This window comes from Pseudomonas fluorescens (assembly GCF_001708445.1).
GTDB classification, from domain to species: Bacteria; Pseudomonadota; Gammaproteobacteria; order Pseudomonadales; family Pseudomonadaceae; genus Aquipseudomonas; species Aquipseudomonas gorinensis.
Genome location: NZ_CP015637.1, coordinates 2,514,434 through 2,533,057, shown reverse-complemented (window position 1 = coordinate 2,533,057; position 18,624 = coordinate 2,514,434). Strand labels below are relative to the sequence as shown.

Below are 18,624 nucleotides of genomic sequence, written 5' to 3'. Positions count from 1 at the left end.
GATTCAGATTTTGCCCAGAACCCGTGCCTGGCAAAAAAACTGCAACTTTTGCCATCGCCCGGCACTCCATTGTTCACTGTCACATTTACCTGCAAGGAGTCACACAATGGCCCGCAAAACCGCTGCCCAAGCTGTTGAAGATCAAATCAAGGATCAAGCCTTCAGCGAACTCACGGCGCTGATCGAAGAATCGGACAAACTGCTCAAGAGCAGCGCCTCGCTGGTGGGCGAAGAAGGTGAAACCCTGCGCGAGCAGGTCGCCATCAAACTCAAGCAAGCGCTGGACTCGGTGTCCAACGTGCGCGAGCGCAGTAAGCCGGTGGTCGATGCCACCGAGACCTACATCGGTGGCCACCCATGGCAGACCGTGGCTATCTCGGCGGGCTTCGGCCTGGTCGTCGGCCTGTTGCTCGGCCGCCGTAACTGATGCGCCAGGGGCTGCGCCCATGGCGCGGCCCCTTTCAGTCTTCGAGCAGCGCCTGCAACTGCGCCAGGTCCTGCGCTTGCAGTTCAATCCCCTGCTGTTGCGACTTCGCCCGCGTGCGATGACGTCGATCCCCCGGTAAACGCCGCAACCCCACCGCATGCATCTGCCGCACCAGTTCCTGGCTGCGCTCGGCAAAGCTTTGCCCAGCTGTTTTGCTCGGGTCGATGACAATCAGCAATTGCCCGGTCCAGGGGGTACGCGCGCCTGGGTGATCGGCCCAGTTGAACTCGAAGGAGAAGTTGCCCCCGGTCAGGGCGGCGGCCAGCAATTCGACCATCATCGACAACGCCGAGCCCTTGTGCCCGCCGAAGGGCAACAGCGCGCCGCCTTCCAATACGGCCTTGGGGTCCTGGGTCGGCTGACCGAGGCTATCGACGCCCATCCCCGGCGGCAATCGCTCGCCCTTGCGCGCGGCAATCTGTACGTCGCCATGGGCAATAGCGCTGGTGGCCAGGTCGAACACGATGGGCAAGCCGTCGGCACGGGGGGCGGCAAAAGCGATGGGATTGGTGCCGAACAGTGGCCGATCGGCGCCATGGGGCACCACGCAGGTCATGCTGTTGACCACGCTCAACGCCACCAACCCTTCCTCGGCAAAGGGCTCGACGTCCGGCCACAGTGCCGCGAAGTGATGGGAGTTATGGATGGCCAGCAGCGCAATGCCGGCGCTGCGGGCCTTGTCCACCAGCAGTGCACGGGCCGCTTCAAGGGCCGGCTGGGCGAAGCCGTTGCAGGCGTCCACCCGCACGAAGCCGGAGGCGACATCCGTGACCACGGGCGTGGCTTTGCCATCGACCCAACCGCTGGCCAGCGTGCTCAGGTAGCCGGGAATGCGGAAGATGCCGTGACTGTGCGCGCCGTCGCGCTCGGCGCTGGCGCAATTGCGCGCCAGGATCGAGGCAACCTCAGGCGAGGTGCCGTGTTTCACGAAGATGGCATGCAGCAACCCCACCAGGTCATTGAAACCAATGAACACTGAAGGACTGTCAACTATCGGGGACTGGGCAGACATCTGTAGCTCCGATTTTGTAATTGGAAGAGACAACAAGAATCCAGGCCGTTGATTAAACAACGCCCCCTGTGGCTGCTGTCAACGGGCGCTTCAGTTATCTATCGCCATATGCCCTGTGGCGAGCGAGCTTGTTGTGGCGAGCGGGCTTGCCCCGCGTTGGGGCGCGAAGCGGCCCCATTACAGACGATGTGTTTTTAACTGACACACTGCGGTGCCTGGTGTTGGGGCTGCTGCGCAGCCCAACGCGGGGCAAGCCCGCTCACCACAACAAGCCTGCTCACCACAACAAGCTCGATCACCACAACAAGCCTGCTCGCCACAACAGCCCCATCTGCCGGGCGTTAAGGTTGATCAGCCATGGCCGTTCCGGTGCCTCGCAACACAGGGATGGTAGGAGTGACGGACTCATACCCCCAGTTTTCTCGGCTTTCAAACGAGAATAAATTCCAATTGAAGTGCAATTGCCATCATGGCTGTTCTCGCTATCCGGCTGTGGAGGTTAGAATGCGGGAAATCAGGATGAGTTAATGAGCGAAAAGTCCCTTTCAGAAGCCGAATATGACGCCATCACCGACGCCGCCGCGCATTGGTGCATGCGTATGCATGCGAGTGATTGCACGTCGGGCGAACGGCAGGCCTTTCAGCAGTGGCACGACGCTCATCCGCTGCATGCGTTCGAATACGCAGCGATGCTGGAAATCTGGGACGTGGCCGATCATTTGCCACGCAATGAGGCGGCCTCGGCGGGGATGCCGCTCAAACCACGCAGCCGGCTGCGCACCTATGCCGTTGCCGCAGCGATCAGCCTCGCAGCCCTGCCCCTGGCAGCCTTTACCGGCTGGGAAGCGGGTTGGCTGCCCAGCTCCTATGAGCGCTTCGAGGCCACCAACGGCTTACGCCAGGTCACATTGGGCGATGGCAGCCAGGTGGAACTCAACCTCGGCACCGAACTGGTCTACAGCCACTACAAGGACCAGCGCCAGGTCACGCTGAAAAAAGGCGAGGCGTTTTTCAAGGTCAGCCATGACCGCGCCCATCCTTTTATCGTGCGGGCCGGCGAAGGCCAGGTGCGAGTCACCGGCACGCAGTTCAATGTCTGGAAATATGACGACCAGGTACGGGTGATGCTGCTCGAAGGCTCGGTGCAGATTTCCAGCGACAAGGCGCATGGCAGCGTGCCACTGACGCCAGGCATGCAGGCCAGCTACCAGCAGGGCGACGCCACCCCTCGAATCAGTTCGATGAACCCCAACGACTCCGCCCTGGCCTGGCGCCAGGGCAAGCTGGTGCTCGACAACCTGGCCCTGGCCGATGCCCTGCCCCTGATCAATCGCTACCTCAACAAGCCGGTCATGCTGGCGGATGCCAACACCGGGGCAATCCGCATCGGTGGCATCTACAACACCAGTGAAGTCAATAGCCTTATCCCTTCCCTGCCCAAGGTACTGCCGGTCTACCTGACCCAGAACCAGGACGGCAATCCCGTCCTCAACGCCATCCCGCGTAAAGCCCCCAAAGGCTGAACCCTGCGTTTGCACAGGCAGGCTCGCTTGGGCCTGCGGTGTCCATTTTTGAAACACCTCCCGTCCCTGGACCGCCCGTGCTGAGCGACTTCATCGTTCTGTCATGTTCGGTGTTACAGCACTGATACAACCAGGTGAAGCGTTTTTGCTGGGTTCGGGTCAGTGCGCACCTGGGCAATGGTGTTTCAACCATGAAACAACGCAGCCACTACTTTGCCCGCCAACATTCATAAGCTATTGAATAATAAATAATATTAAAAAGCGGCACGCGTTCTGCTCTATTCCTCACAGCGCTGTTTAGGGTCAGCGCGCAGAAAAAAGGAATGCTGCCGTGGTCACTCACACTTCGGGCTCATTGAGCCTTCTGCTGATCAGCTGCGTACTCGGTGCCAGCGTGAGCGCTCCAGTGCTCGCTGCAGGTGACGGTGTGATCGTGACGGGCCGCGACGTACAAGGCCACATGTACGGTCGACCTTCATTCGGTAAAGACCCCTACCCCACCACTGCCAATGCCAATCCAAGCCGCGAGATCATCAGCGCCACAGGCGAACTCAGCGACATGGACATCGGCAGCATCAGCAGCGGCTCGAGCATTACCCGCGTGGTCCTGCCTGGCGGCAATATCCCTGGCCTCAACAACACCCAAGGCAGTGTATCGACACTCGGCTCCGGGACAGCGGTCAGCCACGGTGCCGGCGCCGCCATAGGCGGGCAGATCAGTGACTCGATCCAGCGTGGCATGGCGCCGCTGAACAACATCGGCAGCATGATGGGGGGCAAATAATGAATCGTTCCCTGCTGATTCTGGCCCTGCTGGGCAGCGCCTCGGCCCTGGCCGACAACACGGCGGTAATCACCAATAGCGGCCAGGCCTATAACGGCAACCTGATGATCAACCAGGCCGCCGGCGACCAACAGCAAACCGCCAACAACCGCGCCGTCGCACTCGGTGGCCAGGCCACCACCCGCAATCTCCAGAACCTGAACGGCAAGGTCGACCCCTCCCTGAATGCCAAGGCGGCAATCGAGGGCACCTCTTTTACCAATGGCAACGGCATGTTGGGCATCAACCAGTCAGCCGGGGCCAATAACCAATTAATCAATGCCGTGCGGATCAGCGTCAACCCTGGCCCGCAAAGCATCGACGACAGCGTCCTGTTGCAACAGAACACGACGACGCTGGCAACCGACTCAGGGCTCACCCCCACCACTGGCAGCCGCCAGGTCGTGACAAGCGACCAGGCCTTCACCGGCAGCCGAGGAGTGATTCAGGTGAACCAGAGTGCTGGGGTGGGGAACCGAGTGGCTAACACCCTGGGCATCACTATCAAGTAAACGCTTGGTAGCACACGTTAGACCGTACCAACACTTAACCAACTAATAGAAGCAAGGAGAAACACCATGAAACCTCAAATGGCTCTGAAACCTCTGGTTTTCGCTCTGGCTGCACTCATGGCTGCTGCTGCTCAAGCAAATGGTGGTGGCTGGCACCCTGCGCCTCAACCAACCGGGGTCGTTGCCTCTGTTGTCACGGATGTACAAAACAGCGCAGGCAACAAGTTCGATGACACCAAAACCGAAAACAATGCCTCTGCCGATAACTCGGTTAATGGCAACAGCGGTAACACCGGGGTTAACGTTCAAGCAGGCAGTGGCAACCAGGCCGACAACTCTGGCGCCATCTCCAGCGCCAAAGGTGACTTTGCAACAGTATTCGCTGTCGTCGATGTCAATCAAAACAGCGGGCTGAACAACTTCGTCAACAAAGGCACCCAGAACAACGCCTCCCTGGACAACTCGGTTAACGGCAACTCCGGCAACCTGGGCTACAACGGCCAGGCCGGCCAAGGTAACCAAGGTAAAAACAACCTGGCAATCACCACTGCAGATGGCAAAAACATCGCAGCGGCCGCCAACACCGAGCAAAACTCGCTCGCCAACAACTACCTCAACGCCGCCGCTACCAGCCACGGGTATGGCTATGGCAGCAAACCTCAGTACGTGTCGAACAACTCCAGCCTCGACAACTCGGTTAACCGCAACTCCGGCAACGTAGGTGTGAACCTGCAATCCGGCGCCGGCAACCAAGGCAGCAACAGCCTGTCGATCGGTCAAGGTTGCACCGTCTGCGCCAGCGGCGTGCGCTTCTGATCCAACGGGGCCTTGGCAACAAGGCCCTTTTTATTCCAGTGTCCGACAGGTCATACGATCATGCGCCTCGCGACCCTTAGCCTCTTGATGTTGCTCACCGGCCCAACCTGGGCGGGCACCATGGCAATCTCCGCCATGCCCGGCGGTGCAGTCATCTACAAGAAGGTCGAGAGTATCCGTGAGCGCCGGTTCGCCAACCTGGTGGAACAGAAAACCGATTTCAGCTGCGGTGCTGCGGCACTCGCCACCATTCTGCGCCAGGGTTACTGGCTGGACGTCGACGAAGACCACGTCATCAAAGGCATGCTGGTCAATGCAGACCAGGACCTGGTACGTACCCAGGGCTTTTCCATGCTGGACATGAAGCGCTACCTCGAAAGCATCGGCATGCGTGCCCGGGGCTACAAGATCGGACCAGAAACCCTGGTGACCGTGAAGATCCCCGTGGTGGTGCTGCTGGAGATTCGTGGCTACAAGCACTTCGTGGTGATGCAGCGCGCGGACAAGGACTGGGTCTATATCGGCGACCCGGTACTGGGCCACAAGCGCTATTCGCGTGACGACTTCCTCAAGGGTTGGAATGGCATCGTCTTCGCCGTGCTGGGTGAAGGTTATGACAAGGCCAACGCCTTGCTCGACCCGCCCACGCCGCTGACCGCCAAGAACAAGTTGAATGAGTTCAGGCCGGTAGGCGATGCCGAGCTGATGGATTTCGGTTTCATCCAGAGCGACTTCTTCTGAAGAAGCGCATAAGGGGCAGGACGCTCCAGGAGCTGAAGATGAACACTTCCCGTTGGCTGACGGTCCTGTGTCTGACAGCCTCAATACCCGCTTATGCTTCATCGGGGTTCCAACCCATCGAACTCAAGGATTCGGAAATGGCCGAACTGCGCGGCCGCTATGTGATGCCGGGGCGAATCATCAGCTTCGGTATTGTCATGAGCAGTACCTGGACCAACGCCGTGGGCGACACCATCACCGGCAAGGCCAGCATGCAGATCGACTCAGCGACCATTACCCCACAATTCTACGTGCAGACCACCGGCTCCACCGGTACCGGCACCAACCAGAACACCGGCACCGGTAATGTCGTCGGCGGCGCGGGCCTGGGCACAGGCACGGGCGTGACCCAAAGCGTACGCACCGCCGGCGACGGCAACACCGCTTACAACAATGTCGGTATCAACGTCACTGAAAACGGCTTTGCACCGTCCAACATCGTCCAGTCCGGGCAAGTGCTGGTAGCCGGCGGCACTGTGACCGGCGACAGCGCGGCAGGCCGTGTGAGTGTCTCGGCCAACAACGGCGGCTTGCAGATGGCGATTCTGGCCAACCATAACCAAGGCAATAGCCTCCAGCAGATCGGCGGCGGCCAAGTGCTGCAAGGCACGGTGTTGACCGGCAATACCAACTTCGTCAACAACATGACCCAACTCAACGTGGTAATGGGCAATAACGGACTGAACAACCCGGCGTTGAACTGCAATCTGGATCAACTCAAAGGCCTGCGCACTCTCGGTTATTGAACTACGCTGACCCTCGACACTTTTTGCATTAGAAAAGGACGGCTTATTTCATGCATCGATCATTATCGCTACGTGCAGTGGTCTGTTTAAGTACGCTCTTGCCCGCATCCATCTTGTATGCCGCGCCAGACGCAGATATTGAGACACTCAAACAAGAGCTTCTGGAACTCAAGCAGCGGTACGAGGTGCAGCAAAAAGCCCTGGCAGTGTTGGAACAACGGGTGCGCCAGGTCGAAGATCAACCGGCCACGCCGGCGCCCAAGCGCCTGGCCAAGTCTCCGGCAGACTTCCAGAAAGGCAACAAGACCGTCGCGGGAACGGGTGCCGCTGCGGCATCCGGCGGCGCGGGCGGTGGCGGCAGTTCTTATGGCCAGTCGCTCAAGGACGATTCGGCCCCTGCGCAAAGCGTGAGCAACCTCTACAACGAAGCCAGCGGCTTCTTCGGGAATGGCAAGTTCAGCTTTGAAACCGGCATCACTTACGCGCATTACGATGCCCGGCAGTTGACCCTCAACGGGTTCCTGGCCCTGGACTCGATCTTCCTGGGCAACATCAACCTGGACCGTATCAAGGCTGATAACTGGACCCTGGATTTGACCGGGCGCTACAACGTCGACAACCGCTGGCAGTTCGACGTCAACGTGCCGGTGGTGTACCGCGAATCGACCTACCAGTCGAGCGGCGCCGGCAACGATGCCACTGCCACCTCTGAAGCAGACGTAACCCGCGATCCAACCATCGGCGACGTAAACTTCGGTGTGGCGTACAAATTCCTCGACGAAACCCCTACTTTGCCGGACGCGGTTGTTTCGCTGCGGGTCAAGGCGCCTACCGGTAAAGAGCCGTTTGGCATCAAGCTGGTCAGGCAAACCACCAACGACAACCTCTATGTGCCGGAAAGCCTGCCTACCGGTAACGGCGTCTGGTCGATTACACCGGGCATCTCGCTGGTCAAGACCTTCGACCCGGCGGTGCTGTTTGGCTCGTTCTCGTACACCCACAACTTCGAAGATTCGTTTGACGACATCAGCAGTGACGTCAACCAGAAAGTCGGCGGCAAAGTCAGCCTGGGCGACAGCTTCCAGCTCGGCGTCGGCGTTGCCTTCGCGCTGAACGAGAAGATGAGTATGTCGTTCTCGGTCTCCGACCTGGTACAACGCAAAAGCAAGCTCAAGCCTAACGGCGGCGACTGGCAATCGGTGGTCTCCAGCGACGCCAATGCGGGCTACTTCAACGTGGGCATGACCATTGCGGCATCGGATAACCTGACGATCGTGCCGAACCTGGCGATCGGCATGACGGATGATGCGCCGGACTTCACCTTCAGCTTGAAATTCCCGTATTACTTCTAGCGGCATCGGGACACGGAGCGTCCCAGCCGGTGTTCCTTGGCTGCGTAAGGGAACCTATGACAAAGGAAAAGCCCCGCAACGATAAGGGTCGTTGCGGGGCTTTTCGGTTTACCCGCCCTAGCGGATCTGGTGTTTGTGCAGCAACCGGTAGAACGTCGGCCGGGAAACGCCGAGCACACGGGCCGCGACGCTCAGGTTGTCACTGTGCCGGTTGAGCACATCGCACAGCGCCTGGCGTTCGGCGCGGTGCTTGTAATCTTCCAGTGTAGCCATCGGCGAAGAAATTGCCTGTTCGCCTTCCAGGCCCAGATCAACGGCTTCGATCTGCCGCCCTTCAGCCAGCACCAGGCCACGCCGTACGCGGTTGGCCAGTTCACGTACATTGCCCGGCCACGGGTGTTGCCCCATGGCGACCAGGGCGCCCTCGCTGAAACTGCGCGGGCGCCGGCCGGTTTCCTGGCTGTAGAAGCGTGAAAAGTGATTGGCCAACATCGCCACATCACCGTGGCGTTCGCGCAGGGGCGCGGTGACCACTTGCAGCACATTCAGGCGGTAATACAGGTCTTCGCGAAACGTGCCCTTGGCCACCGCCGCTTCCAAGTCAACGTGGGTCGCCGCCAGCACACGCACATCCACGGGGATGGGCTGGCTGCCGCCGACCCGTTCAATCTGTTTTTCCTGGAGAAAGCGCAGCAGGTTGGCTTGCAGTTCCATCGGCAAATCGCCGATTTCATCGAGGAACAGCGTGCCGCCGTTCGCCGCCTCGATCCGCCCGACCTTACGCTGATGGGCGCCGGTAAACGCGCCTTTTTCATGGCCGAACAGCTCAGACTGAATCAGGTGTTCGGGGATCGCCCCGCAGTTGATCGCTACAAACGGCTTGGCATGGCGCTGGGATTGCCGATGCAGGGTCTTGGCGACCAGTTCTTTACCCGTACCGCTGTCGCCGCGAATCAGTACCGGCGACTCCGTGGGCGCCAGCTTCGACAATAGTTTGCGCAACTCGCGGATCGGCCGGCTGTCGCCAAGCAATTCATGTTCGGGCTCGTTGACCGGGGCATGGCCCTTGCCTCGCAGGCGCGCCATGCCAAAGGCGCGGCCCAGGGTGACCTGCACCCGAGAGACATCGAATGGCAGGGTGTGGAAGTCGAAGAACCACTCGCAGACAAAATCACCGACGTTCTGCAGGCGCAACACTTCCTGGTTGAGCACGGCGATCCACTCGGTGCCACTGCGGCTGATCAGCTCCTTGACGGCCTCGGGACGCTCCAGGTGATAAGGCTGCAAACGCAGCAAGCCCACATCGCAGGACCGGTCTCCCACCGCTTCCAGGGTACAGCTGTCCACCTCCCACCCGGCAGAGCGCAGGCCAGGCAATAGCGCATGGCAGTCATCGCAGGGATCGACCACAAGCAAACGGCGCTGGACAGGTGTAACAACCATGACTATTCCTTGGCGCCAAAAATAGTAAAGTTATTTAGAAACAACAGTTTGTGACGCCTGGCGATAACACTAGCAAGGTATTGACGCGGCGCTTGTACCATTTCGCTATAAGTGCGGGCAAAAAGCCATCTGCCTGCGATTCCGGGTAAAAAGTTGCTTCGCCTGGAGACTTACATTGCGCTTTCAAAACAGCCGCTTACATGACTTCAATCAGGGAAAGTTGAAAATTGTTGCTCTAACATGTGACCCGTACCCCATCATCGTGCATCAGTACAAGTAACCGCCGCACGGACTGCCCAACCGCCGGCACTTAATTGAATGGGCAATGAGAGAGAAGACCCACATGAACGCCCCGCTCCGCATCAACGAAGCTCTTTTGATCGCAGACCGTGCTTTCCAGCCCTTTCAGTGTGTGGCCTGGCACGATGGCAATGGCGCCCTCAGCCTGAGCGTCGTCGACCGCACCAACAAACGTATCGGCCGCAAACAGCTGTCGTCGAGTGCCTACACCGACCCGGCACAACTGGAAGACTTGTTGTTGCAAGCCCGCGCCGAACTCGACAAAGATGGCTACCAGTTACAGTCCTGGGCAATGCCCAAGTAAATCGGCGCGGCAACTTCCGATCATTGCCCCATTGCAAAACAATGATCGGAAGTTCGCTGTTAGAGTACAGCCGGTTTAACTTTTCGCCCTGACTGCGCCGCAAGAATAAACCGTTCGATCGCTTCGGCTGCACCGTCTTCGAGATTACTGCCGGTGACAACATTGGCCTGGCGCTTGACGCTTTCTTCAGCCTGCCCCATGGCAATCGACAACCCCGCCACCTGAAACATCGCCGGGTCGTTGCCGCCGTCGCCGATGACCGCCGTCTGCTCCAGCGGCACCCCGAGGTGCGCCGCCAGGGTCTTCAAGGCTTCACCCTTGTTGGCCTTCATCGCCGTCACATCCAGGTAGATCGGTTGCGAACGCGATACCTGGGCCAGCCCCTGCACCTTGGGCTGCAATTGCGCTTCAAGTTCCACCAGCAATGGCGCGTTGCGGCTGGCGGCGACGATCTTGTCGACCCGATCCAGGTACGGCTCAAAACTCTCGACCACTCGCGGCCCATACCCCAAACCAGCAGCTTCCACCGCTACCATGGGGCCGGACGGATCGCGCCGCAGCCATTCACCGTCGGCAAACACCCAGACTTCCACGTCCGGCACCCCGGAAAACAGCGCCAACGTCACCAGCGCCGCCTCCGCGGGTAAATAATGCGCCACCAGCACAGTGCCATCAGGGTTGACCAACGTGCCGCCATTGAAGCCGGCCACGGGCACGTCGATGCCGAACGCTTCGATCATCTGCAACATCGCCTTGGACGGGCGTCCGCTGGCCAGGCTGAACAGTACCCCGGCAGCGCGCAAGGCACGCACCGTGTCGAGGGTGCGCTGGGTCGGGGTGTGATCAGGACGCAGCAAGGTGCCGTCCATATCACTCAATACAAACCGGACGGGATGGATCGCTGCGTCACTCATCCGAGCGAATGCCAGGCACGGCCATCGCGGGCCAGCAACGCATCGGCCGCCGCCGGACCATCTTCACCGGCCTTGTAGGCCTGGATCCCGTCGTCCTCTTTCCACGCATCGAGAAACGGCTGCACCGCACGCCAGCCGTTTTCGATGTTGTCGGCGCGCTGGAACAAGGTCTGGTCTCCGGTCATGCAGTCGTAGATCAAGGTTTCGTAACCGGTCGACGGTTGCATCTCGAAGAAGTCCTCGTAGGCAAAACCCAACTCGATATTGGCCATGTCCAATGTCGGCCCGGGCCTTTTAGCCAGCAGGTCGAACCACATGCCTTCATTGGGCTGGATCTGGATCTTCAGGTAGGTGGGCTTGAGCTCATCGACCTCGGTATCGCGAAACTGTGCATACGGCGCCGGCTTGAAGCAGATCACGATCTCGGTGTCGCGAATGCTCATGCGCTTGCCGGTACGCAGGTAGAACGGCACGCCGACCCAACGCCAGTTGTCGATCATCACCTTGAGGGCGACAAACGTCTCGGTGCTGCTGTCGGGCGCCACGTTGGCTTCCTCGCGGTAGCCGGGCAGCGCCTTGCCACCGATCTCACCGGCGGTGTATTGCCCGCGCACCGAATTGGCCCGCGCATCTTCCAGGGACCAGGGGCGTACAGCCCCGATCACCTTGGCCTTCTCGCCCCGTACTGCATCGGCGCCAAACGCCGCCGGTGGCTCCATGGCCACCATCGCCAGCAACTGGAACAGATGGTTGGGCACCATATCGCGCAAGGTGCCGGTTTTTTCGAAGAAATTACCCCGGGTTTCCACGCCCACCGTTTCCGCCGCGGTGATCTGCACGTGGTCGATGTAATGGTTGTTCCAGAACGCTTCGAACAGCACGTTGGAGAAACGACTGATCAAGATGTTCTGCACCGTCTCCTTGCCCAGGTAATGGTCGATGCGATAGATCTGCTTCTCGCTCATCACTTTGAGCAGGCTGGCATTCAGCGCTTCGGCAGTGGCCAGGTCAGAGCCAAAGGGCTTTTCGATCACCACGCGGCGGAAGCTGTCATCGGTTTCCGTCAACAAGCCGGCACTGCCCAGGCGCTGCACCACTTCACTGAAGAAGCGCGGCGCGGTGGCCAGGTAGAACACCGCGTTGCCGGTGCCACTGTCGGCGATCTTCTTGCCGATGTCGGCGTAGGTGCTGTCGTCGAGGAAGTCGCCCTCGACGTAGCTGATGCCCTTGGCCAGTTGCGCCCACAGTTTTGGGTCCAGGGCATTGTCGGCGTTACCCCTGACCTTCCCGGCAGCTTCGGTGCGAATGAAGTCCTCGAGTTTCTTGGCGAAGTCGGCATCGCTGATGGCGTTGTGATCAACGCCGACAATGCGCAGGCCATCGCCCAGCAGGCCGTCACGGCTGAGGTTGTACAGCGCCGGCATGAGCAGGCGCTTGACCAGGTCGCCGTGGGCGCCAAACAGAAACAGGGTGGTGGGAGGAGCGGGTTCGGCCTTGGTTTTTTTGCCGTTGGCGGTCATTTTTTGGAAGTCTCCACATGACCACCAAAGCCGAAGCGCATGGCAGACAGCATCTTGTCACCGTAGGTGCTCTGCTGGCGGGAACGGAAACGCGCGAACAGCGACGTGGACAGCACCGGCACCGGCACGGCTTGCTCCATGGCGGCCTCGATGGTCCAGCGGCCTTCGCCACTGTCGGCAACGGAGCCGGAGTAGCCGTCGAGTTTCGGGTCGGTGGCCAGGGCATCGGCGGTCAGGTCCAGCAACCAGGACGACACCACGCTGCCACGGCGCCAGACTTCGGCGATATCGGCAACGTTCAGGTCAAAGCGCTGGTCTTGCGGCAGGTTTTCCGAGTTCTTGGTCTTGAGAATGTCAAACCCTTCGGCAAACGCCTGCATCATCCCGTACTCGATGCCGTTGTGGATCATCTTGACGAAGTGCCCGGAACCCGCAGGGCCCGCATGGATATAGCCATGCTCGGCGCGGGGGTCAGCGGCAGCGGAGCGGTCCTTGGTGCGCGGGATATTGCCCAGGCCCGGCGCCAGGCTGGCGAAGATCGGGTCGAGTCGCTGAACGGTCTCGGTGTCGCCACCGATCATCATGCAGTAACCGCGCTCCAGCCCCCAGACGCCGCCGGACGTGCCGACGTCGACATAGTGCAGGCCTTTTTCCGACAACGTCTTGGCGCGACGAACATCGTCCTTATAGTTGGTGTTGCCGCCGTCGATGATCACATCACCGTCTTCCAGCAGTTCGCTCAACTCATTGATGGTGTTTTCAGTGGGGTCGCCTGCCGGCAACATGACCCAAACGGCGCGAGGCTTTTGCAGCCCGGCAACCAGGGCTTTCAAGTCGGCGACGCCGGTGGCGCCCTCCTCGCTCAAGCCTTTGACAAATGCTTCGTTACGGTCGTAAACAACGGTGGTATGCCCATTGAGCATCAGGCGCCGTGCAATATTCCCGCCCATGCGGCCTAGTCCGATAATCCCCAGTTGCATGTGCTGATGCTCCTAACTACTCAAAAAATGTGTGCCTAGTTTATAGCGCAATGAAGCTATTGAGGGTTAGTCCAGCGCGGATGGCGGTAGTTTCATGACAAAAAAGTAGCCATCGTTTCACCATCACGCCGACAAAAGTCACACGACCATCAAAAATAAAAAAGTTCCCTTGATACGAAAAAGAATTCAGAATTGCTTCCGACTGATGCCGAGAACCTCGAATCAAGCGTTCTGGCGTCGCGATCTACCGGCTATTTGCGAGGTAAGCAATGAGCACAGCACAGATGAACCGCCCGGCACAGACCCTCTACGTCACCATCCGCCGCGATGAGTTGCGCCAACTGAAGGACGAACGCGATCAACTGCTGATGCAAGTCGCGCAGTTGCAGATGCAATTGCAAGGCCCCAGCGCCGTCGCACTGGCAGCCCCCGCCCACGGCTGAGCCCAGCGGGCATACAGGGGTAAAAACCGCTGTGCCTCTCGCTCCCGGATACCACTGCTGGCGATAACCGCCATCGGCTCTGCGCTTCGCGAAGTTGGTCGTCACAACCGGTCTCGTACCTGAGGCCCGCCAACTTCAAATGCCCTTCGCCCAAGGTCCTCACACCCCGGCGTCCTGAGTGGAAGCGCTTCTCCACCCGCCGTTCGAATCCCTCGATCAATTCCGGCCCTTTGCAGCGGGCGGTCTTATCCGTCCACGCCCAAATGTCGAGCCTCACCGCGAAACGCGGCAGATCAGCCAGCGGCGCCTGGATCAGTACCGGGCTCGAGAGAGGCAAACACCGCATCTTAAACTCACAAACTTTTCACACCCGACTGTCGATACTGCGCCGGATGAATGTCCGGTCTGCGGATCAAAACCCGTGCGGGTACCGCTAACCGATGATTGAATTTAAGTTTGCTGGAGCGCTGGATGGCGATGTTCAAACGCAGCACCAAGTCTGCGAAAGGCTTTGATTGGGCCGGCCTTGGCTGGTTATTTCTGTTTTTCTGGTACTTCTCGGGTATTACCCAACTCCTCATACAACTGACCGGCACCTCCGGTTTCAGCGGCTTTCGCCAAGCCTTCTTCATGAGCGCACTGTGGCTCGCGCCGATGTTGTTATTCCCGCGCCGCACCCGCCTGCTCGCCGCGTTGATCGGTGTGGTGCTGTGGGCCTGTTCCATGGCCAGCCTGGGTTATTTCTTCATCTACCAGCAGGAATTCTCCCAAAGCGTCATCTTCATCATGTTCGAGTCGAACATCTCTGAAGCCGGTGAATACGCGACCCAATATTTTGCCTGGTGGATCGTGCTGGCGTTCATCGCCCATACCGCCCTGGCCGTGTTCCTGTGGACGCGCCTGCGCCCGGTGTACCTGCCCCGTGGCCAATCGATACTGGCGGCGACGGCAATTGTGCTGGCCGTCGTGGGCTACCCGCTGGTCAAGCAGATCGCCACGAGCGACAACATGGAACAGGCCATCGACCGCTTTGAAACCCGCGTCGAACCGGCCGTGCCATGGCAGATGATCGTGGCCTATCGTCGCTACACCGAGCAGCTCGACAACATGCAGGGCATGCTCACCAGCGCCAGCCAGATTCCGCCCTTGAAGAACCTCAAGGACAGCATGGCCAACCAACCGTCGACCCTGGTATTGGTGATCGGCGAGTCCACCAACCGCCAGCGCATGAGCCTCTATGGCTACCCGCGCAACACCACGCCCGAGCTGGACAAGCTGCGCGACCAACTGGCGGTATTCGACAACGTCATCACCCCGCGCCCCTACACCATCGAAGCGCTGCAACAGGTGCTGACCTTCGCCGACGAAGAAAACCCGGACCTGTACCTCAAGACGCCGTCGATCGTCAGCATGATGAAACAGGCGGGCTACAAGACCTACTGGATCACCAACCAGCAGACCATGACCAAGCGCAACACCATGCTCACGACCTTTTCCGAACAGGCCGACGAGCAGGTGTACCTCAACAACAACCGCAACCAGAACGCCCGCCAGTATGACGGCGACGTACTGGAGCCATTCGCCAAGGCCATGGCCGACCCGGCCGAGCGCAAGTTCATCGTGGTGCACCTGCTGGGCACGCACATGAGCTATCAGTACCGTTATCCGCCGACCTTCGACAAATTCACCGATCGCCAGGGGGTTCCGGCAGGCATCAGCGACGCCCAGCTGCCCACCTACAACAGCTATGACAACGCCGTGCTGTACAACGACTTCGTAGTCTCCAGCCTGATCAAGAGCTACGCCAAGACCGACCCCAACGGCTTCTTGCTGTACCTGTCCGACCACGGTGAAGACGTCTTCGACTCCGCCGGCCACAGCACCCTGGGGCGCAACGAAGGCAAACCCACCGCACCGATGTACACCATCCCGTTCATGGCCTACGCCTCTCCCAAGTGGCGCGAAACCCACAACTGGAGTTTTGCCGGCGACCTGCAGCGCCCCTATAGCAGCTCGCAGTTGATTCATACCTGGGCAGACCTGGCCGGGCTGAGTTTCGATGAGCTGGACCGCAGCAAAAGCCTGGTCAGCGACAGTTTCAAGCCGCGCCCGCTGCTGATCGGCAACCCTTACGAGCGCCAGCAGAAAGCCTTGATCGACTTCAGCCTGATCAAGCCAAAGAAAGCTGACGGGGCAGAAGTTGTAGCGAAGTGACCACCAGCGTCGCCCCGGCGACGATAACAATCATTCTCGTTTAAGCCTAAAGTTTCACGCCTCCTTTCGTCTTTGAGCCAAGGCCTTTTCTTACTGAGAAGGCTTCAAAGACGACAAGGAGTCTTCCGCGATGTTCGCGCCTCTCACCCGTTCCATGACCTTCACCCTCGGCCTGTTCAGTATCGGACTGAGCCCCGACCTGCTGGCTGAAAACGACCCCGAGCAAACACCCGCCACCGCGTTGGAGCTGGGCAGCACCCGCGTCACCGCCGAAGGCCTGGGGGCCACTACCGAGCACACCGGGGCCTACACCACCGGTTCGATGAGCACCGCCACGCGGCTGAACCTATCGATCAAGGAAACCCCTCAATCCATTTCGGTGATCACCCGCCAGCAAATGGATGACTTCAATCTCAATACCCTGACCGACGCCCTGCGCCAGACCACCGGGGTCACGGTGCAGCACCTGGATTCCGACCGTGCCGGTTATTCCTCCCGGGGCTATTCCATCAATAATTTCCAGGTGGATGGCATGCTCAACACGTTCGGGCGCATGAAGTCCGACGCCGACACCATCATTTACGACCGTATCGAAGTGGTACGCGGCGCCACCGGCTTGACCACCGGCGCGGGCGATCCCTCAGCCACCGTGAACATGATCCGCAAGCGCCCGACCGCGCAATGGCAGGCCAGGGCCGGTGCCAGCGGCGCCAGCCATGACAATTACTACAACTATCTGGACGTCGGCGGTCCGCTGGGCTTTGATGGGCGCCTGCGCGGGCGTAGCGTCATGGCCTACCGCGACAGCCAATCCTTTCGCGACAATTACGCGCTGCAACGGGAAGTGGGCTACGGGATCCTCGAGGCTGATTTGACGGACGATACCGTGGTGGCGGTCGGGTTCGATTATCAGAACAAGCATGTGCAAGGCACCTCCTGGGGCACCCTGCCTTACTGGAACAGCGACGGTGGTAAAGCTCGGCTGTCACGCTCGGCCAATATGGCCGCCGATTGGAGTTCCTGGCCACTGAAGGACCAGACCACCTTCGCATCCATCGATCACAAGCTGTCCGCCGACTGGCGCCTCAAGGCCGCCTACACCCACCGCCAGAGCGACACCGATGGCAAGGTGTATTACGGTGGCGCGGGATTCCCTAATGCCGATGGCAGCGGCATGACCGCCTGGACCAACCAGATGGTCGGCACCTCGAAAATGGACGTGGTGGATTTCAACCTGGCCGGCGCCTATTCGCTGCTGGGCCGCGAGCATGAATTGATGGTGGGATATGGCGAGTCGCAGCAGCGCGACACTTCGCCCTTCCAACGCAATCGCTCTCCCGCCGATTACGTCACCATCCCTGATTGGCAACACATGGGCGGTATCGCCAAATTTCCCGACCGCACCACCGGGCTCAAAGGCTCCCACTCCAGCAAACAGCAGAAAGCCGGCTACCTGGCCACTCGCCTGAGCCTGACCGACAAGTTGCACGCCGTGCTGGGCAGCCGCTATGGCAGTTGGGAAATCGAAAGCGTCGCGCCAGAATACGATGCCAACAACCAACTGACCCGAGCCCCCAAGACCCGTCAGACTCACAACGACATGCTGACCCCGTATGCGGGGCTGCTCTACGACATCACCTCGCAGTACACGCTTTACGCCAGCTACACCGATATCTTCAACCCACAGGATGAGCGCGACGCCAGCCGCAAGTACCTGGAGCCGGTGGTGGGCAGCAATTACGAGGTGGGCCTCAAGGGCAGCCTGCTGGACGAGCGCTTGAACCTGGCCGCCGCCTACTTCTGGAGTACCCAGGACAACGTGGCCGAGTTGGACAACAGCGCCGAGCCCGACCGGGAAACGGGCGAGCAGTTCTACACATCCGGCGGCAAGGGCAACCAGGTGCAAGGCTTTGAAGTTGAAGTGTCGGGCGAGGTCATGCCGGACTGGAACCTCACGGCGGGCTACACCTACACCCATTCGCTCAACGGCGACAAACAGCGCAGCAATACTGACCAGCCGATGAACCTGTTGAAGCTGTCCAGCACCTATCGCCTGCCGGGCGAATGGCGCGGATTGACGGTGGGCGGTGCGGTGAACTGGCAAAGCGACTTCTACGCATTTGCCGACCGTCCGATCGGCGGTCGCGACGCGGACGGCTACCTGATCACCGAATCAACGAAGATCACACAGCAGGCTTATACCGTGGTCAATCTGATGTCTCGTTATCAATTCGACGAACATGTTTCGGCGTCAGTTAACGTCAACAATTTATTTGATGAAAAATATTACGAGCGCGTCGGCTTTTATAATGGCGTGTATTGGGGCGAACCCCGCTCGATCACCTTGGCATTGGACTGGAGACTGTAAGACTTTTTAACCCGAAGTTAACGAAAATGTTAACTTCGGGGGCAGTTCCGCGTTAATTCCCACTTAATAAGATCACTCCACACTCGC

Annotated in this window: 17 protein-coding genes; 12 read left to right on the top strand and 5 right to left on the bottom strand. The window is 59.7% G+C overall.

The features are described 5' to 3' along the window. Positions 1–106: 106 nt before the first annotated feature. Complete coding sequence (locus A7317_RS11410; protein ID WP_016979401.1) at positions 107–427, top strand: DUF883 family protein; 321 nt, start codon at positions 107–109, stop codon at positions 425–427. A gap of 34 nt (positions 428–461) precedes the next feature. Here the strand turns inward: A7317_RS11410 and A7317_RS11405 are convergent, their stop codons facing one another. After that, entirely contained in the window at positions 462–1,499 is a 1,038-nt protein-coding gene (locus A7317_RS11405; RefSeq protein WP_069075835.1) for an Ldh family oxidoreductase, read from the bottom strand. Positions 1,500–2,026: 527 nt separating this feature from the next. On the opposite strand from A7317_RS11405, the gene A7317_RS11400 reads away from it, so the two are divergent. From A7317_RS11400 to A7317_RS11370, 7 genes are all read left to right on the top strand, one after another. Then, on the top strand, positions 2,027–3,022 hold the full coding sequence (locus A7317_RS11400; protein WP_069075834.1) for a FecR family protein: 996 nt from the start codon (positions 2,027–2,029) through the stop codon (positions 3,020–3,022). 331 nt (positions 3,023–3,353) lie between these two features. Continuing rightward, a complete protein-coding gene (locus A7317_RS11395; RefSeq protein WP_069075833.1) occupies positions 3,354–3,806 on the top strand; it encodes a hypothetical protein in 453 nt (150 codons plus the stop codon). Then, on the top strand, positions 3,806–4,357 hold the full coding sequence (locus A7317_RS11390) for an adhesin (protein ID WP_069075832.1): 552 nt from the start codon (positions 3,806–3,808) through the stop codon (positions 4,355–4,357). The genes A7317_RS11395 and A7317_RS11390 overlap by 1 nt, the downstream gene beginning before the upstream one ends. A 66-nt stretch (positions 4,358–4,423) precedes the next feature. Beyond that, on the top strand, positions 4,424–5,173 hold the full coding sequence (locus A7317_RS11385) for a hypothetical protein (RefSeq protein WP_069075831.1): 750 nt from the start codon (positions 4,424–4,426) through the stop codon (positions 5,171–5,173). A gap of 60 nt (positions 5,174–5,233) precedes the next feature. Further along, a complete protein-coding gene (locus A7317_RS11380) occupies positions 5,234–5,914 on the top strand; it encodes a C39 family peptidase (RefSeq protein WP_069075830.1) in 681 nt (226 codons plus the stop codon). Between the two features lie 38 nt (positions 5,915–5,952). After that, a complete protein-coding gene (locus tag A7317_RS11375; protein WP_069075829.1) occupies positions 5,953–6,699 on the top strand; it encodes a hypothetical protein in 747 nt (248 codons plus the stop codon). Positions 6,700–6,749: 50 nt separating this feature from the next. Beyond that, entirely contained in the window at positions 6,750–8,051 is a 1,302-nt protein-coding gene (locus tag A7317_RS11370) for a hypothetical protein (protein WP_069075828.1), read from the top strand. Between the two features lie 117 nt (positions 8,052–8,168). Here A7317_RS11370 and A7317_RS11365 read toward each other — a convergent pair whose 3' ends face one another. Next, complete coding sequence (locus A7317_RS11365) at positions 8,169–9,494, bottom strand: sigma-54 dependent transcriptional regulator (RefSeq protein WP_069075827.1); 1,326 nt, start codon at positions 9,492–9,494, stop codon at positions 8,169–8,171. 343 nt (positions 9,495–9,837) lie between these two features. On the opposite strand from A7317_RS11365, the gene A7317_RS11360 reads away from it, so the two are divergent. Beyond that, positions 9,838–10,098, top strand: coding sequence for a hypothetical protein (locus A7317_RS11360; RefSeq protein WP_024075833.1), 261 nt, complete (start codon positions 9,838–9,840; stop codon positions 10,096–10,098). A gap of 59 nt (positions 10,099–10,157) precedes the next feature. Here the strand turns inward: A7317_RS11360 and A7317_RS11355 are convergent, their stop codons facing one another. The 3 genes from A7317_RS11355 to gnd are packed head-to-tail and all read right to left on the bottom strand — an operon-like array spanning position 10,158 to position 13,512. Beyond that, the gene (locus A7317_RS11355; protein ID WP_069075826.1) at positions 10,158–11,012 is read right to left on the bottom strand and encodes a Cof-type HAD-IIB family hydrolase; all 855 of its coding nucleotides are present in this window, start codon (positions 11,010–11,012) and stop codon (positions 10,158–10,160) included. Then, positions 11,009–12,532 (bottom strand): glucose-6-phosphate dehydrogenase, encoded by a 1,524-nt coding sequence (zwf, locus tag A7317_RS11350; RefSeq protein ID WP_024075835.1) that lies wholly within the window; start codon positions 12,530–12,532, stop codon positions 11,009–11,011. Before zwf ends, A7317_RS11355 begins: the two co-directional genes overlap by 4 nt. After that, positions 12,529–13,512, bottom strand: coding sequence for a phosphogluconate dehydrogenase (NAD(+)-dependent, decarboxylating) (gene gnd / locus A7317_RS11345; RefSeq protein WP_024075836.1), 984 nt, complete (start codon positions 13,510–13,512; stop codon positions 12,529–12,531). The genes zwf and gnd overlap by 4 nt, the downstream gene beginning before the upstream one ends. A 269-nt stretch (positions 13,513–13,781) precedes the next feature. Here gnd and A7317_RS30845 point away from each other — a divergent pair, with 269 nt between their 5' ends. The 3 genes from A7317_RS30845 to A7317_RS11335 all read left to right on the top strand — a co-directional run bounded on the left by A7317_RS30845 (position 13,782) and on the right by A7317_RS11335 (position 18,537). Then, positions 13,782–13,955: a DUF6026 family protein gene (locus tag A7317_RS30845; RefSeq protein ID WP_024075837.1), complete on the top strand. Its 174-nt coding sequence runs from the start codon at positions 13,782–13,784 to the stop codon at positions 13,953–13,955. 471 nt (positions 13,956–14,426) lie between these two features. Continuing rightward, on the top strand, positions 14,427–16,169 hold the full coding sequence (locus tag A7317_RS11340) for a phosphoethanolamine transferase CptA (RefSeq protein ID WP_069075825.1): 1,743 nt from the start codon (positions 14,427–14,429) through the stop codon (positions 16,167–16,169). Positions 16,170–16,299: 130 nt separating this feature from the next. Beyond that, positions 16,300–18,537 carry a TonB-dependent siderophore receptor gene (locus tag A7317_RS11335; RefSeq protein ID WP_069075824.1) on the top strand — a complete coding sequence of 746 codons (2,238 nt, stop codon included), beginning with the start codon at positions 16,300–16,302 and terminating at the stop codon, positions 18,535–18,537. Positions 18,538–18,624 lie beyond the last annotated feature (87 nt).